Annotated in this window: 14 protein-coding genes; 13 read left to right on the plus strand and 1 reads right to left on the minus strand. The window is 60.8% G+C overall.

Annotation, left to right across the window (positions count from 1 at the left end):
• Nucleotides 1-38: 38 nt before the first annotated feature.
• Nucleotides 39-227 carry a hypothetical protein gene (locus tag J7I12_RS11625; protein ID WP_118230214.1) on the minus strand — a complete coding sequence of 63 codons (189 nt, stop codon included), beginning with the start codon at nucleotides 225-227 and terminating at the stop codon, nucleotides 39-41.
• A gap of 853 nt (nucleotides 228-1,080) precedes the next feature.
• Here J7I12_RS11625 and J7I12_RS11630 point away from each other — a divergent pair.
• The 13 genes from J7I12_RS11630 (at nucleotide 1,081) to J7I12_RS11690 (ending at nucleotide 12,765) form a co-directional block, all read left to right on the plus strand.
• The gene (locus J7I12_RS11630; RefSeq protein ID WP_118230213.1) at nucleotides 1,081-1,491 is read left to right on the plus strand and encodes an NADH-quinone oxidoreductase subunit A; all 411 of its coding nucleotides are present in this window, start codon (nucleotides 1,081-1,083) and stop codon (nucleotides 1,489-1,491) included.
• Nucleotides 1,461-2,066: an NADH-quinone oxidoreductase subunit B gene (locus tag J7I12_RS11635; protein WP_242621207.1), complete on the plus strand. Its 606-nt coding sequence runs from the start codon at nucleotides 1,461-1,463 to the stop codon at nucleotides 2,064-2,066. Before J7I12_RS11630 ends, J7I12_RS11635 begins: the two co-directional genes overlap by 31 nt.
• 10 nt (nucleotides 2,067-2,076) lie before the next feature.
• Nucleotides 2,077-2,679 carry an NADH-quinone oxidoreductase subunit C gene (locus tag J7I12_RS11640; protein WP_288907949.1) on the plus strand — a complete coding sequence of 201 codons (603 nt, stop codon included), beginning with the start codon at nucleotides 2,077-2,079 and terminating at the stop codon, nucleotides 2,677-2,679.
• A complete protein-coding gene (locus tag J7I12_RS11645; RefSeq protein WP_118230211.1) occupies nucleotides 2,676-3,794 on the plus strand; it encodes an NADH-quinone oxidoreductase subunit D in 1,119 nt (372 codons plus the stop codon). The genes J7I12_RS11640 and J7I12_RS11645 overlap by 4 nt, the downstream gene beginning before the upstream one ends.
• Nucleotides 3,795-3,806: 12 nt before the next feature.
• Entirely contained in the window at nucleotides 3,807-4,799 is a 993-nt protein-coding gene (nuoH, locus tag J7I12_RS11650; RefSeq protein WP_118230210.1) for an NADH-quinone oxidoreductase subunit NuoH, read from the plus strand.
• Between the two features lies 1 nt (nucleotide 4,800).
• The gene (locus J7I12_RS11655; RefSeq protein WP_118230209.1) at nucleotides 4,801-5,241 is read left to right on the plus strand and encodes a NuoI/complex I 23 kDa subunit family protein; all 441 of its coding nucleotides are present in this window, start codon (nucleotides 4,801-4,803) and stop codon (nucleotides 5,239-5,241) included.
• On the plus strand, nucleotides 5,241-5,765 hold the full coding sequence (locus tag J7I12_RS11660; RefSeq protein ID WP_288907955.1) for an NADH-quinone oxidoreductase subunit J family protein: 525 nt from the start codon (nucleotides 5,241-5,243) through the stop codon (nucleotides 5,763-5,765). Before J7I12_RS11655 ends, J7I12_RS11660 begins: the two co-directional genes overlap by 1 nt.
• Complete coding sequence (gene nuoK, locus J7I12_RS11665; protein WP_118230207.1) at nucleotides 5,762-6,085, plus strand: NADH-quinone oxidoreductase subunit NuoK; 324 nt, start codon at nucleotides 5,762-5,764, stop codon at nucleotides 6,083-6,085. Before J7I12_RS11660 ends, nuoK begins: the two co-directional genes overlap by 4 nt.
• Nucleotides 6,086-6,232: 147 nt before the next feature.
• On the plus strand, nucleotides 6,233-7,729 hold the full coding sequence (locus J7I12_RS11670; protein ID WP_118230206.1) for a monovalent cation/H+ antiporter subunit D family protein: 1,497 nt from the start codon (nucleotides 6,233-6,235) through the stop codon (nucleotides 7,727-7,729).
• The gene (locus J7I12_RS11675; RefSeq protein ID WP_118230205.1) at nucleotides 7,726-7,977 is read left to right on the plus strand and encodes a hypothetical protein; all 252 of its coding nucleotides are present in this window, start codon (nucleotides 7,726-7,728) and stop codon (nucleotides 7,975-7,977) included. Before J7I12_RS11670 ends, J7I12_RS11675 begins: the two co-directional genes overlap by 4 nt.
• Nucleotides 7,970-9,760 (plus strand): Na(+)/H(+) antiporter subunit D, encoded by a 1,791-nt coding sequence (locus J7I12_RS11680; RefSeq protein WP_302549061.1) that lies wholly within the window; start codon nucleotides 7,970-7,972, stop codon nucleotides 9,758-9,760. The genes J7I12_RS11675 and J7I12_RS11680 overlap by 8 nt, the downstream gene beginning before the upstream one ends.
• Before the next feature lie 25 nt (nucleotides 9,761-9,785).
• A complete protein-coding gene (locus tag J7I12_RS11685) occupies nucleotides 9,786-11,309 on the plus strand; it encodes an NADH-quinone oxidoreductase subunit M (RefSeq protein WP_118230229.1) in 1,524 nt (507 codons plus the stop codon).
• 31 nt (nucleotides 11,310-11,340) lie between these two features.
• Nucleotides 11,341-12,765: an NADH-quinone oxidoreductase subunit N gene (locus J7I12_RS11690; RefSeq protein ID WP_302548414.1), complete on the plus strand. Its 1,425-nt coding sequence runs from the start codon at nucleotides 11,341-11,343 to the stop codon at nucleotides 12,763-12,765.
• The last annotated feature ends 159 nt before the right edge of the window (nucleotides 12,766-12,924 follow it).

Consider the following 12,924-nt stretch of genomic DNA (forward strand, 5'->3'; position numbering starts at 1 on the left):
TGCCCCATTTGGGCCGCAGATGCACAAGAGCGTGGGCATTACCTGACCTGTTGTTGGGCTTCGTTGAGTGACATCGTTTCCGTGTGACCATCGGGATAGCGAAGGGTATACTGCCCATTTTCATCCAGGTAGTTCAGCGGAACCCCCTTTTTTTTCAGTTCAAGCTCAAGGATTACGCGCTGATTCTCTATGGCAGTTTCGACCAGTTCTTCAAGGGTAAGCGACATAATGCCTCCGTCCCCACAGATTACGGGTAAGCCTGTTGCCGGTCAACGGCCTGTGCCTGTGTGGCAAACAAGGGATGAAGCGCAGGCTGCCGACCTATGCAAGCGCCACAAAGGCAAAACCTATCATCTGAGGGAGGTGATGCCGAGCAAATCCTGCTGGCTATTCTGGCCCAAGTTTTGGGAGGGGCACCCGGCCACCCCTGGGGCGATCCTGCAAGCCGTTTTTTGCAATCTGTGCAGCAGGTCCCCAAGGATAAAGCCTATTCCGAAGTGCAGGCGTGAAATTTTTGCGGCCTAGGTGGGGGCACAGGGGAGCCTCTGTTGTTGGCTACACCAAAGACGGGGGCAAGCGCCTTCAACGGACCGCTGTGCCCCTCCCTTTGAGGTAGCCCCCCCCTTGATGTAGCTCCTGTTTTTCTCGGATAAAGCCGTAAGACCCGCCCTGTTTTGAACATCAGGGCGGGTCTTGTGCGCTTGTGACGGGATATTTTTGCACTCCGGCGCGGCTTGCGGTCTTGCCGGAATTTGGTCTGCTGCCGCCCTTTGGCGCCGGTCAGGCCCGGTCCTCGCGGGGGCTGCTTTTTTTTGCTAATGCACGAACATTCCATGTATTATTACCGTGAAAACAGGTGCAGTGTCTGTGAATGTCCTATCGGGATAGTCAATTATAATTTTCTTTAGGAATTTGTTGTGAATTTTCGCACTGAGTAAATATTTTTTTGAAAGAGTCGTTGACACAACTATATAATTTTTGTATTCCACAATACAATATAAAAAGGGAATAGACTGTTTGCGCAGTCAATATCTCCTTTGAAAATATTTTTGTTGTCTTTTACACAGAGTGAGATGCTCTATGGCCGCCAATGATGTTATGGACCTTGTCTACATTATGGTTTTTTGCCTGGGGGGCATCAGCTTTGCGCTGGGGCCATTTGTACTGGTCTTTTTTCTTGCGCCGCGTCTGACGCGCAACACTGTCGGCAAAACCCGGCAGATAGTTGAATGCGGCATAGACCCCATCGGCGACGCCTGGATAAAGTTCGGCGCTGTGTACTATATGTATGCCTTGCTTTTCCTGGCTTTTGCCGTGGATATTCTGTTTCTCTTTCCCGTGGCCATTATCTATGCCAAAACTACAATAGTCAGCGATTTGCGGGCATTTGTGGAAGTCTTCCTCTTTGTGGGCATTTTGTCCCTGGTTATCGTGTACGCGTGGAAAAAGGGAGTGTTCCAGTGGCAGAGGAAAATGTTTTCGGATCGGTAGTCCAGTTTTCGAGTCTGGACCGGCTGCTGGATTTGTGCCGGGCCAATTCGCTCTGGCCCATGACCTTTGGTCTGGCCTGCTGTGCCATTGAGATGATGGCCGCCGGCGCGTCACGCTTTGATCTGGCCCGCTTCGGGGCGGAGGTCTTTCGGCCGTCGCCGCGCCAGAGCGACGTGATGATCGTTTCCGGCACGGTCAACAAAAAAATGGCCCCGGCCGTGCAGACCCTGTACGATCAAATGCCCGAACCCAAGTGGGTCATTGCCATGGGCAACTGCGCCATTTCCGGCGGGCCCTTTGTCTACGAGGGGCAGTACGGCATTGTGGAAGGGGTGGACAAGCTCTTCCCCGTGGATGTCTACATTCCCGGCTGTCCGCCGCGGCCCGAAGCTCTTATTGAGGGCATCCTCAAGCTGGAAGAAAAACTCACGGGCAAGCGGCGCTGGCCCGTAGTGACGCCGCCCCCCCTGCCCGGACCCGCCGCCGCGCGGGAGGCGTCGGCCCAGGCCGCGCCCCAGAGCGACAACGACACGGACGCGCCCCTTGCCATGGAGGTGAACGGTCATGTTGCCTGAGGCCCCCCGCATGAGCGCAACCCCCGCGCACGCGGATCCGGCAGCCCTGCGCGCGCGTCTTGCGGCCTTGCCGGGCGTGAGCGTGCGGGACACGGATCACGCCGCCCTGGGCTATGACCTGGAGGTGCGCGTGCCTGCAACGGCCGTTCCGGAGGCTGTGGGCCTGCTGGATGCGGCAGGGTATTTTCTTGAGGGCATGACCGGCGTGGACTGGCTGGGCGAGCGGGAAGCCCTGCTCAAGGAGGCCAAGGCCAAAGCGGCTGCCGCCGCCAAAGCCGCGGCAGACGCGGAAGCTGCGGCGGACGGCGCAGCAACGGCCCCTGCGGCAGCCCCGCAAGAGGCGGCCCCCGGCATTCCCGAAGAGGACGAGCTGGAAGTGGTTTACGACTGCAACCGCTATGCGGCCCGGCACCGGGTGTCCGTGCGGGTGCGCGTGCCGCGTTCCGCCCCGCAGTTGCCGAGCATTGCGCAGATCTACCCCATAGCGCATTGGCACGAGCGCGAAATTCATGAATTTTTCGGCATTGTGTTTACGGGGCATCCCTATCTTGTGCCCCTGTTGTTGCCTGAGGACGCGGATTATCACCCCCTGCTCAAGGATTATGGCGCATGAACTTCCTGGCCCAAAGTCCCACCGACGAGCGTTTCGTCCTGAACCTGGGGCCGCAGCATCCCGCCACGCACGGCGTGCTGCGCGTCAAGGTCGTCATGGACGGGGAGTATATTGTGGAGGCCGAGCCCGTGCTGGGCTACATCCACCGTATGCACGAAAAGATGGCTGAAAACCGCACCTGGGCGCAGTTCATGGCCAATACGGGCCGTATGGACTACCTGCACGCCCTGGCCTACAATTTCGGTTACGCCTGTGTGGTGGAGCGCGCCGCTGGCATTGAAGCGCCGGAGCGCGCCCAGTACATCCGGGTCATCACCACGGAGCTCAACCGCGTTTCCAGCCATTTGCTCTGGCTGGGGGCCTTTGTGTTGGACCTTGGCGGCTTCTCCCCCCTGCTGTATGCCTTTGATGACCGCGAACAGATTCTGGACCTGCTGGAGTCCGTGACCGGATCCCGCCTGACGTACTGCTATTTCCGCTTCGGCGGGGTCTACAACGACGTGGACGAAAATTTTGTGGCCGGGACGCGGGCCTTCATTAAAAGGATGCGTTCCCGTCTGCCCATGTACCACAACCTGGTTACCAAGAATCTTATTTTCCGCCAGCGCCTGGAAGGTGTGGGCATTGTCTCTGCGGAAATGTGCCGCAAGTACGGGGCCACGGGACCGGTGGCGCGCGGCGCGGGCATTGCCTTTGACGTGCGCCGCCACGAGCCCTACAGCGTCTATGACCGCTTCCGCTTTGACGTGCCCGTATACCATGAGGCCGACTCCCTGGCGCGCTACAATGTGCGCATGGATGAGATGGAACAGAGCCTGCGTATCATTGAACAGGCTCTGGAGCAGCTGCCCGGCGGGCCGGTTATGGCGGCCAAGGTGCCCAAAAACATCAAGCCGCCCAAGGGCGATTACTACCACGCGGTGGAAACGGCGCGCGGCCTTCTGGGTATCCACGCCGTCAGCGACGGCACGGGTTCGCCCTGGCGGCTTAAGCTGCGCACGCCCTGTTTTTCCAACCTGCTGGTCTTCGGCGAGGCCTGTAAAGGCATGCTGCTGCCCGACGCTCTGGCGCTTCTGGGCAGCCTGGACCTGGTGATCCCCGACATCGACCGCTGAGGAAGGCACGTCATGAACTGGAACTCCGAACCCCTGCGCCTGTTGCTCTACCTTTTGGGCTTCCTCGCCTTTGTGGCCCTCAACGCGGCCTATCTGGTCTGGGTGGAGCGCAAGGTGGCCGGGCACATCCAGCGCCGCATCGGCCCCAAGGAAGTGGGGCCCTACGGTCTGTTGCAGCCCATTGCCGACGGCGTCAAGCTCATGGTCAAGCAGGTCTTTATCCCCAAGGATGCCGACGGCGTGCTGTTCTGCCTGGGGCCCGTATTGGTCATGACCCCGGCCTTTCTCAGCTTTGTGGCCCTGCCGTACGGGCCGGGGCTGGTGGCCCGCGACCTGAACCTGGGCTTGCTGGCCATCTACGCCTTCGCCTCGGTCAACGTCATGGGCCTTTTGCTGGGGGCCTGGGGCTCACGCAACAAGTTTGCGGTCATTTCCGCGGCGCGTGTGGTTTCTCAGAACGTAGCCTATGAAATTCCCATGCTGTTGGTGGTGGTCAGCCTGGTCATGGTCACGGGCACGCTCAATCTGGGCACGACGGTGGCCGAACAGTCCGGCGGCTTCTGGCACTGGAACGCTTTTCGCCTGGGGGCGAGCCCCCTCATGCCCGTGGCCTGCGTTATTTTCTTTATCTGTATGCTGGCTGAAACCAACCGCGCCCCCTTTGACATGGCCGAAGCTGAAAGTGAGCTGGTGGCCGGGGCTTTTACGGAATATTCGGGCATGGGCTTCGGCGTCTATTTCATGGGCGAGTACGCCAATGTGGTGGTGGGCTCCACCTTGCTCACCATTTTGTTTCTGGGCGGCTGGGATTGCCCCTTGGGTCTTTGGCCCGGTCCGCACTGGCTGCTTATCAAGCTCTACGCCGTCATCTTTACCGTGGTATGGATACGCTGGACCTTTCCGCGCACCACATTTTACGGCTTGCTGAACCTTTCGTGGAAGGTGCTTATCCCCGTGGCGCTCATTAACCTTCTGCTCACCAGCGCGCTGCTCAAGGTGTTTTAGCATGACCACATACTTCAAAAATATTTTTGCCGGCGGCTGGAGCCTGGTGGTGGGCATGGGCATCACCCTGCGCTATTTTTTCATGCCCGTGGTCACAAGCTGCTACCCGCGCGAAACGCCGCCCATCCCCCCGCGTTACCGGGGGCACATCGACCTGGTGTACGACCCGGAAACGGGCAAGGACCGTTGCATTGTCTGCGGTTCCTGCCAAAAGGCCTGTCCGTCCGGCTGCATTTCTTTGGAAGGGGAAAAGCTGGAGGGCGCCAAGAAAAAAACGCTTACCCGCTACGAACTGGATTTTACCCGCTGCAGCCTGTGCGGCATGTGTGTGGAAGCCTGCCCCACAGAGGCCCTGACCTTTTCACGCGAATACAACCTGGCCGGCTTTGACGCGAAGGACTACCATTTCGATCTCGTCCGGCGGCTCAAGGAGCGTCCGTGATGTTCAGTCCGCAGACCCTGGCGGCTCTGGCCGAAGGCATTTTCTGGTTCTTTGTGGTGGTGACCTTTACGGGCGGCGTGCTGGCCGTGGGGGCGCACTCGCTTATCCGCCGGGTGGCGGGGCTGGCCCTGTGCTTCACGGGGGTGGCGGGCCTTTACTACTATCTTTCCAGCCCCTTTGTGGCTTTTATGCAGATGCTCATTTATGTGGGCGCGCTTTGCGTCACCATCACCTTTGCCATCATGTTGGCGGAAACCACCGACGCCCGGCGCGCGCCCCGGCGGCGGGGCTTTACAGTGCTGCTGGGCGCGGCGGGCAGCGTTTTGGTGACGGTGGTTCTGGCGGGGCAGGCATTGTATGGCGTATGGCCGCAAACCCCCGCTGCACAGGCCCCCGGCACGGTGGAGCGCGTGGGCGAGGCTCTGTTGAGCACCTACTCCATGAGTTTTGAGCTTATTTCCGTGGTTCTGGTGGTGGCCATGGTAGGCGCGCTGGCCCTGGCGCGCCACGGGAGGGAGAAATGATCGCCAGCGCAAGCCAGTCGTTGGAAGCGTACCTGATTATCGGCGCGGGCCTGTTCGGTCTGGGCTTGTTTGGCATGGCCGTGCGGCGCACCTTTATCGGCATGCTTATCGCTTCGGAGCTGATCCTCTGCGGAGCTTCGGTGAATTTTATGGCTTTTGGGCGCTTTACGGCCCCGGACCCGGTGGCGGGGCAGGTGGCCACCCTGTTTGTCATGGCCATTGCGGCGGCAGAGGCGGTCATCGTCCTCTCCATTATTCTGGCCGTATACCGGCTCTACCGCTCCATTGAGACGGACGGGCCCTCGGATATGCACGGCTAGCAAGGTTATTTTGCCATTGCTCCAGAGGCCCCGGCAGGGGGCTGACGGCGCAGACCGTGGGCAGTTGAAAGCTGCGGTCGGGATTTTTTACAGCTCACACGGCGCGAGGGGGGCAGACCCCCGCGCGCAACCGCTCTGGGGGAGCACATGGAAATGGTTGCATCCGTCATACCCCTGGCCGCCGTATTCTCCGGCCTCGTGGGCGCCTGCCTGGTCGTGCTGACCGGGCGCTGGCCCAACGTGCGCGAGACGGTCTCCTTTGTCACGGCGGTGGTCATGTTTGCCCTGGTGGCCTCCATGATCCCCGACGTGGCCCCCGCGCCTGTGGGGCGCGGCCTCACCCTGCACCAGACGCTCTTTCCCATTCTTCCGGGGCTTTCGGTAAGTTTTCGGGCCGACGCCTTTTCTATGGTTTTTGCCCTGGTGGCTTCATTTTTGTGGATTATCACCGTGTTCTACTCGGCGGGCTACATGCGCGGCCTCAAGGAGCACGCCCAGACCCGCTTCAGCGTCTGTTTCGCGCTGACCCTGTTCGGAGCCATGGGCGTGGCCTTTGCGGACAACCTCTTTACCCTCTACCTGTTCTATGAGGTGGTCAGCATCTGCACCTACCCCCTGGTGGCCCACCACCAGGACGAAGAGGGGTATGAAGGCGCGCGCAAGTATATCGTCTACCTGACCACTACGGCCAAGGGTCTGGTGCTGCCCGCCATGATCGTCATCTATGTGCTCACGGGCAATCTGGACTTTGCCCATAACAGCCACGAGGGCATCTTCCACGGCGGGGTCAGCAATGCCCTGGCCACGGTGCTCTACGTCTGCTGCCTGCTGGGCTTTGCCAAAAACGGCATCATGCCGCTGCACCACTGGTTGCCGGGGGCCATGGTTGCGCCTACGCCGGTGTCGGCCCTGCTGCACGCTGTGGCCGTGGTGAAGGTGGGCGTGTTCTGCACCACGCGGGTCATGCTCTACGTCTTCGGCACAGACCTGATGAAAAGCCTCAACCTGGGCGTGCCCACGGCCTATTTTGTTTCCTTCACCATCCTTACGGCCTCGGTCATCGCGTTGACCAAGGACAACCTTAAGGCGCGGCTGGCCTATTCCACGGTGAGCCAGCTTTCCTACATCATTCTGGGCGTGGCCCTGCTTACCGTGGACGGCATTCAGGGCGGCATTGTGCACATTGCCAACCACGCCTTTTCCAAGATTACGCTCTTTTTCTGCGCCGGGGCTATCTATGTGGCCACGCACAAGAAGTGCATTTCGGAGATGAGCGGCCTGGGGCGCACCATGCCCTTTACCTTTGCGGCCTTTGCGGTGGCTTCTCTTTCCATGATCGGCGCGCCGCCCGTGGCGGGCTTTGTGACTAAGTGGAAGCTGCTGACCGGGGCCATGGAGATGCCCGCCCATGCCGTGGGCATCATGCTGGTGCTGCTGGCCAGCACCTTGCTGAACGTGGCTTACTTTGCCCCGGTGACCTACAAGGCCTTTTTCGGCAAGCGCCCGGCAGGAGAGGCGACGCAGGGCATCCGCGAGGCCCCGCTGGCCATGGTGGTGCCCATTCTTCTGGCCGCAATCGTGTCTGTGCTTCTGGGCGTCTATCCCGACGCCATCATGTCCTTCGTGAAGGCGGTGACAGGATGATAGTCAGAATCATCGAATTTTTCCGCGCCAGGCTCAAGGGCACTATCCGCGCCTGTCTGGTTTTGCTGGCCTTGGTGGTGCTGTGGGACGCCCTGTTTGTTCCCAAGGAGCATGTGCACACCTTTATGGAGCGCCTGCCAGGTTTCTGGGCTGTCTTCGGCTTTGTGGCCTGTGTTGTAATCATCATCGTTTCCAAGTGGTTTGGCCATTTGGGCATCATGACCCGCGAGGATTATTACGATGACTGAACCCTGGATCCATCCCTCTGCCGTGCTCCTGCTGGGGGCTGCGCTGTTGCCCTTTGTGCCCAGGGCGGCGCGCAAGGTCTTTCTGGTGCTGGTGCCCGTGCTGGCCTTTGCCGCCGTGCTGCTCATGCAGGGGCACAACGGCGTGTACGGCGTGGTGCCCTTCATGAAGTGGACGCTGACCTTCGGCCGGGTGGACGCCCTGAGCCTGGTTTTTGCCTACATCATGACGCTCATGTGCATCATCGGCACCGTTTATGGCCTGCATGTGGAGCAGCCGGCCCAGCACATGGCCGCCTGGACCTATGTGGCGGGCTCTCTGGGCGTCATCTTTTGCGGCGACTACCTGACGCTCTTTCTGTTCTGGGAGGTCATGGCTTTTTCATCCGTATTTCTGGTCTGGTTCCGGGGGCGCAAGGCCTCGCTGGGCGCGGGCTACCGCTACCTGCTGGTGCACACGGCGGGCGGCCTGCTGCTGCTGGCCGGGCTGGTGCTGCGCTACCGGGCTACGGGCGACCTGAGCTTTGGGCCCATAGGCGTGACCGACCCGCAGACGTATACCTATCTGATTATGGCGGGCTTCATTCTCAACGCCGCCGTACCGCCCCTGCACGCCTGGCTGCCCGACGCTTACGGCGAAGCCACGGTGACGGGCGCGGTGTTCATGTGCGCCTTTACGACCAAGACGGCCGTGTACGTGCTGGCGCGCAGTTTTGCGGGCATGGAGGTGCTGGTGCCCCTGGGCGTGGGCATGGCTCTCTACGGCGTAGTCTACGCCGTGCTGGAAAACGACGCCCGCCGGCTGCTGGCCTACCACATCATCAGCCAGGTGGGCTACATGGTGGCAGCCGTGGGCATAGGCACGCCCCTGGCCATCAACGGGGCCTGCGCCCATGCCTTTGCCCACATCCTGTACAAGGGCCTGTTGTTTATGGGCTGCGGCTCGGTGCTGCAGATGACGGGCGTAAGCAAGTTTACCCAGTTGGGCGGGCTGTATAAAAAAATGCCCCGGACCTTTGTGTTCACGCTCATAGGGGGGCTTTCCATTTCGGCCTTCCCGCTGTTCAGCGGCTTTGTGAGCAAGGCCATGATCGTGTCCGCCGGTTTTGAGGCCCACAACTACTGGGCGGGCTTTCTGCTTACCCTGGCTTCGGCGGGAACCTTTTTGCACACAGGGCTGAAGGTGCCGTACTTCATCTGGTTCGGCAAGAACAACTGCTCTGAAGAAACCTGGAAGCGCGCCTGCGATCCGCCCAAGAACATGCAGGTGGCCATGGCCGCGGCGGCCTTTTTGTGCATCTTTATCGGCTGCTACACGCCGTATCTCTACAACATGCTGCCCTTCCCCGAAGCGGCGGCCGCCTATGATCCGTACACGGCGGCGCACATTTCAGAGACGCTGCAAATCCTGCTTTTTACGGCTCTGGGCTTCTTTTTGCTGCTCAAAAAGCTCACGCCCGAACCCACCATCAGCCTGGACCTGGACTGGTTTTACCGCATGGGCGGGCGGCTGTTCTACTGGTTTGCGCGCAAGCCCGTGCAGTCTGTGGATACGGCCGTGGGCCAGGCCTGGAACCGGCAGGGCATAGTGCCGCTGATGCGCTCCGCGCGCTTCTGGTCCTGGTTTGACTGGCACGGCATAGATACGGTGGTGGACGGCGCGGCTCGGAGCGTGCGCGCTCTGGGCGGGGTGCTGCGCCTGGTGCAGAGCGGCAGGCTGCAAACCAATATTGTTTCCATGGTCGCGGTAATGGCTGTGGTGCTCACGCTGCTGGCGCTGGTCTGAACGGATCGGGAAGGAGATGGCCGCCATGGATTTTTTGAGCATGAACACCCTGGGCTTTCCCATTCTTTCACTGCTGATTTTTCTGCCCCTGGCCGGGGCGGCGGTGGTGCCTCTGCTGCGCGGCGACAACCTCGTGCGGCTCTGGACGCTGGCCGTCACCTTGGTCAATGCCGGGCTTTCCCTGCCGCTGTACACGCATTTTGACCCCACGTCGTCCCTGTTCCAGTTTGGCGAGCACCGTCCGTGGATTGAGACCTTCAATGTCAATTATACCTTGGGGGTGGACGGCATTTCGCTTTTGCTGGTGCTGCTGACTACGCTCATCATGCCCATCTGCGTGCTGGGCTCCTGGCGGTATATCCAGAGCCGGGTCAAGGAGTTTATGGTCTGTTTGCTGGTGATGGAAACGTCCATGCTGGGCGTGTTCATGGCCCTGGACCTGGTGCTCTTTTACGTGCTCTGGGAGGCCATGCTCATCCCCATGTACCTGCTTATCGCCGTGTGGGGCGGTCCGCGCAAGGCCTACGCTTCGGTGAAGTTTTTCCTGTACACTCTGGCCGGATCGGTTTTTCTGCTGGTGGCCATTGTGGCCCTGTACATCAATCAGGGCACCTTCAGCATTCCGGCGCTTATGGGGCAGCAGTACGCCGCCAACTTCCAGCTGCTGGTCTTTCTGGCCTTTTTCATCGCCTTTGCCATCAAGGTGCCCATGTTTCCCTTCCACACCTGGCTGCCCGCAGCCCATGTGGAAGCGCCCACGGCGGGCTCCGTACTGCTGGCTTCTGTTCTGCTCAAGATGGGCACCTACGGCTTTCTGCGCTTTTGCCTGCCCATTACGCCGACGGCGGCCATTGACCTGTTGCCGGCCCTGCAGTGGCTTTCCGTGGCGGGCATCCTTTACGGCGGCCTGACCGCCCTGGCCCAGCAGGACATGAAAAAGCTCATTGCCTATTCCAGTGTGGGGCATATGGGCTTTGTGACCCTGGGCATCTTCTCCCTGAATCAGCGCGGTCTGGAAGGGGCCATGCTGCAGATGATCAACCACGGCGTGACCACGGGCGCCCTGTTCCTCTGCGTGGGCATGGTCTACGAACGCTCCCACAGCCGGGAGCTGAACGACGCTGCCGGCCTGGGCAAATTTATGCCCATCTATGTGACGTATCTGACGTTCTTTTCTCTCTCGTCCTTAGCCTTTCCCGGTACCAACAGCTTTGTGGGCGAGTTTCTCATCCTGGCCGGGGCCTTTTTTAACAACAAGATCGTGGCGGTCTGCGCCGTGCCCGGAGCCATCCTGGCCGCCGCCTACATGCTGCGGATGCTGCAGCGCGTCATCTGGGGCGGCACGCACAACCCAGACCAATCCCATATGCGGGATCTGGGCTGGCGTGAAACCGTGACCCTGGCGCCTTTGCTGGCCTTTGTTTTCTGGATAGGCCTGGCCCCGGAGCCCTTCCTCCGGGTCATGCGGCCAAGCCTGGACCATCTGCTGGCCCAGACCGGCTACCAGGCCCACAACGCCCTGGCCCTGGCCGAGCTTTTTGCGCGTTGACCCGAACCCCAAGCACAGACAAGGCCCACGCATGAACGCACATCTCTTTGCCCCGGAACTGGTTCTTCTTGCCGGCTGCCTTCTGGCCTTCGGCATGACCCTTACGGCATGCCGCCCGCAGAGCCTGCGCCTGGTGGCGCTGGGTGTGGGCGCGGCCTTTGCCGTGGCCTGTTTTGTCAGCCTTTCCGCCACGGGAGAGCTGTTTTACGGCGCTTACCGGGTGGATCTTTTCTCCCAGCTGGTCAAATGCGCCCTGGCCACGGGCTTTACCCTGCTGACCCTGTTTGGTGCGGACGTGCGGGGTGTTTCCGTGCGGATGCGGGCGGAATACTACCTTTTTCTGCTCACGGCCCTGCTGGGGCTGACCCTGCTTTCCAGCAGCGTGGAGCTGATCACCCTGTTTGTGGCCCTGGAGCTTTCTTCCTATTCCCTGTACCTGCTGGTGCCCATGCGCACGCCGTCGGAGAGCCTGCGCCTGCCCATGGAAGCGGCGGTCAAATACCTGCTGTTCGGCGTGACGGCTTCGGGCATCATGCTCTTTGGTATGAGCTGGATTTTTGGCCTTACGGGCACCACCTATCTGGCCAAAGCCCTGCCCGTCATGCACGCGGCCGGCGTGCAGGTTACCGCCGCCATCGCCCTGTGCATGCTGCTTTGCGGCATGTTCTTCAAGTTGGCCGTGTTCCCCTTCCATTTCTGGGCGCCTGACGTCTACCAGGGCGCTTCCAACGACACCACAGCTTTTATTTCCTCCTTGCCCAAGGTGGCGGCCGTGGCTGTGCTGGCCCGCTTCTGCGCTTTGGCTGAACCGGGCCCCGGGCCGCTGGTCTGGCTGCTTACGGCGCTTTCCATCGCCTCCATGTGTTACGGCAACCTGGTGGCTCTGGTGCAGACGGACGTCAAGCGCATGTTGGGCTTTTCGGGCATTGCCCACGCGGGCTATATTTTGCTGGGCATGGTGACCTTGCAAAGCTGGGGCTTTGGCACGGCCCTGTACTACGCCACGGGCTATCTGTTTATGATGCTGGCGGCCTTTCTGGTGCTCTGCGCCGTGGCCCCGCAGGGCGAGAACCTGGCCGTGCGCGACCTTAACGGCCTTGCCGGGCGCTCACCCCTGTTGGCTTTTGTGCTGGGCGTGAGCATGTTTGCCCTGGCGGGCATTCCGCCCTTTGTGGGCTTTATGGGCAAGTTTCTGCTGCTGACCGGGGCCTGGAAGGCGGGGCACAGCGCTTTGGTGGTTATTGCCGCCATCAATACGGCCATAGGCATCTATTATTATTTGCAGGTGGTGCGCGCGGCCTACACTGAAGCCGCCCCTGCGGAAACGGCCGCGCCGGCCCCGGCCGTGGGCACGCGTCTGGCGGGCATCTGCCTGGTGGGGCTGGTGGTGGCCTTGGGCGTGGCCCCTGAAAGAATGGTGCAACTGGCTATGGAGGCCGTGCAGTCTATCTGGTAGGTCTGCCGCTGCCGCCTTGCTTTACGGCCGCCTTGGGCGGCCGTTTTTTGTGGCGCGCCGGTTCGCCGGAAGCGTGAAGATCCTTGTGTCGCGCTTGCCGCAGCATATGGACGGGGCGGAGCACCGGTCGCAGCCGCCAAAGGGTGTTTGCTGCGGGGT

The sequence above is a fragment of the Desulfovibrio diazotrophicus genome (assembly GCF_902498985.2).
In the GTDB taxonomy this organism is placed as follows: domain Bacteria; phylum Desulfobacterota; class Desulfovibrionia; order Desulfovibrionales; family Desulfovibrionaceae; genus Desulfovibrio; species Desulfovibrio legallii.

What these genes read in the sequence shown, in the direction of transcription:
- J7I12_RS11680 (WP_302549061.1), top strand. Translation starts at nt 7,970, where the DNA reads ATGACTGAACCCTGGATCCATCCCTCTGCCGTGCTCCTGCTGGGGGCT.
- nuoH (WP_118230210.1), top strand. Translation starts at nt 3,807, where the DNA reads ATGAACTGGAACTCCGAACCCCTGCGCCTGTTGCTCTACCTTTTGGGC.
- J7I12_RS11660 (WP_288907955.1), top strand. Translation starts at nt 5,241, where the DNA reads ATGTTCAGTCCGCAGACCCTGGCGGCTCTGGCCGAAGGCATTTTCTGG.
- J7I12_RS11675 (WP_118230205.1), top strand. Translation starts at nt 7,726, where the DNA reads ATGATAGTCAGAATCATCGAATTTTTCCGCGCCAGGCTCAAGGGCACT.
- J7I12_RS11630 (WP_118230213.1), top strand. Translation starts at nt 1,081, where the DNA reads ATGGCCGCCAATGATGTTATGGACCTTGTCTACATTATGGTTTTTTGC.
- J7I12_RS11670 (WP_118230206.1), top strand. Translation starts at nt 6,233, where the DNA reads ATGGAAATGGTTGCATCCGTCATACCCCTGGCCGCCGTATTCTCCGGC.
- J7I12_RS11655 (WP_118230209.1), top strand. Translation starts at nt 4,801, where the DNA reads ATGACCACATACTTCAAAAATATTTTTGCCGGCGGCTGGAGCCTGGTG.
- J7I12_RS11645 (WP_118230211.1), top strand. Translation starts at nt 2,676, where the DNA reads ATGAACTTCCTGGCCCAAAGTCCCACCGACGAGCGTTTCGTCCTGAAC.
- J7I12_RS11685 (WP_118230229.1), top strand. Translation starts at nt 9,786, where the DNA reads ATGGATTTTTTGAGCATGAACACCCTGGGCTTTCCCATTCTTTCACTG.
- J7I12_RS11625 (WP_118230214.1), bottom strand. Translation starts at nt 227, where the DNA reads ATGTCGCTTACCCTTGAAGAACTGGTCGAAACTGCCATAGAGAATCAG.
- nuoK (WP_118230207.1), top strand. Translation starts at nt 5,762, where the DNA reads ATGATCGCCAGCGCAAGCCAGTCGTTGGAAGCGTACCTGATTATCGGC.
- J7I12_RS11690 (WP_302548414.1), top strand. Translation starts at nt 11,341, where the DNA reads ATGAACGCACATCTCTTTGCCCCGGAACTGGTTCTTCTTGCCGGCTGC.
- J7I12_RS11640 (WP_288907949.1), top strand. Translation starts at nt 2,077, where the DNA reads ATGAGCGCAACCCCCGCGCACGCGGATCCGGCAGCCCTGCGCGCGCGT.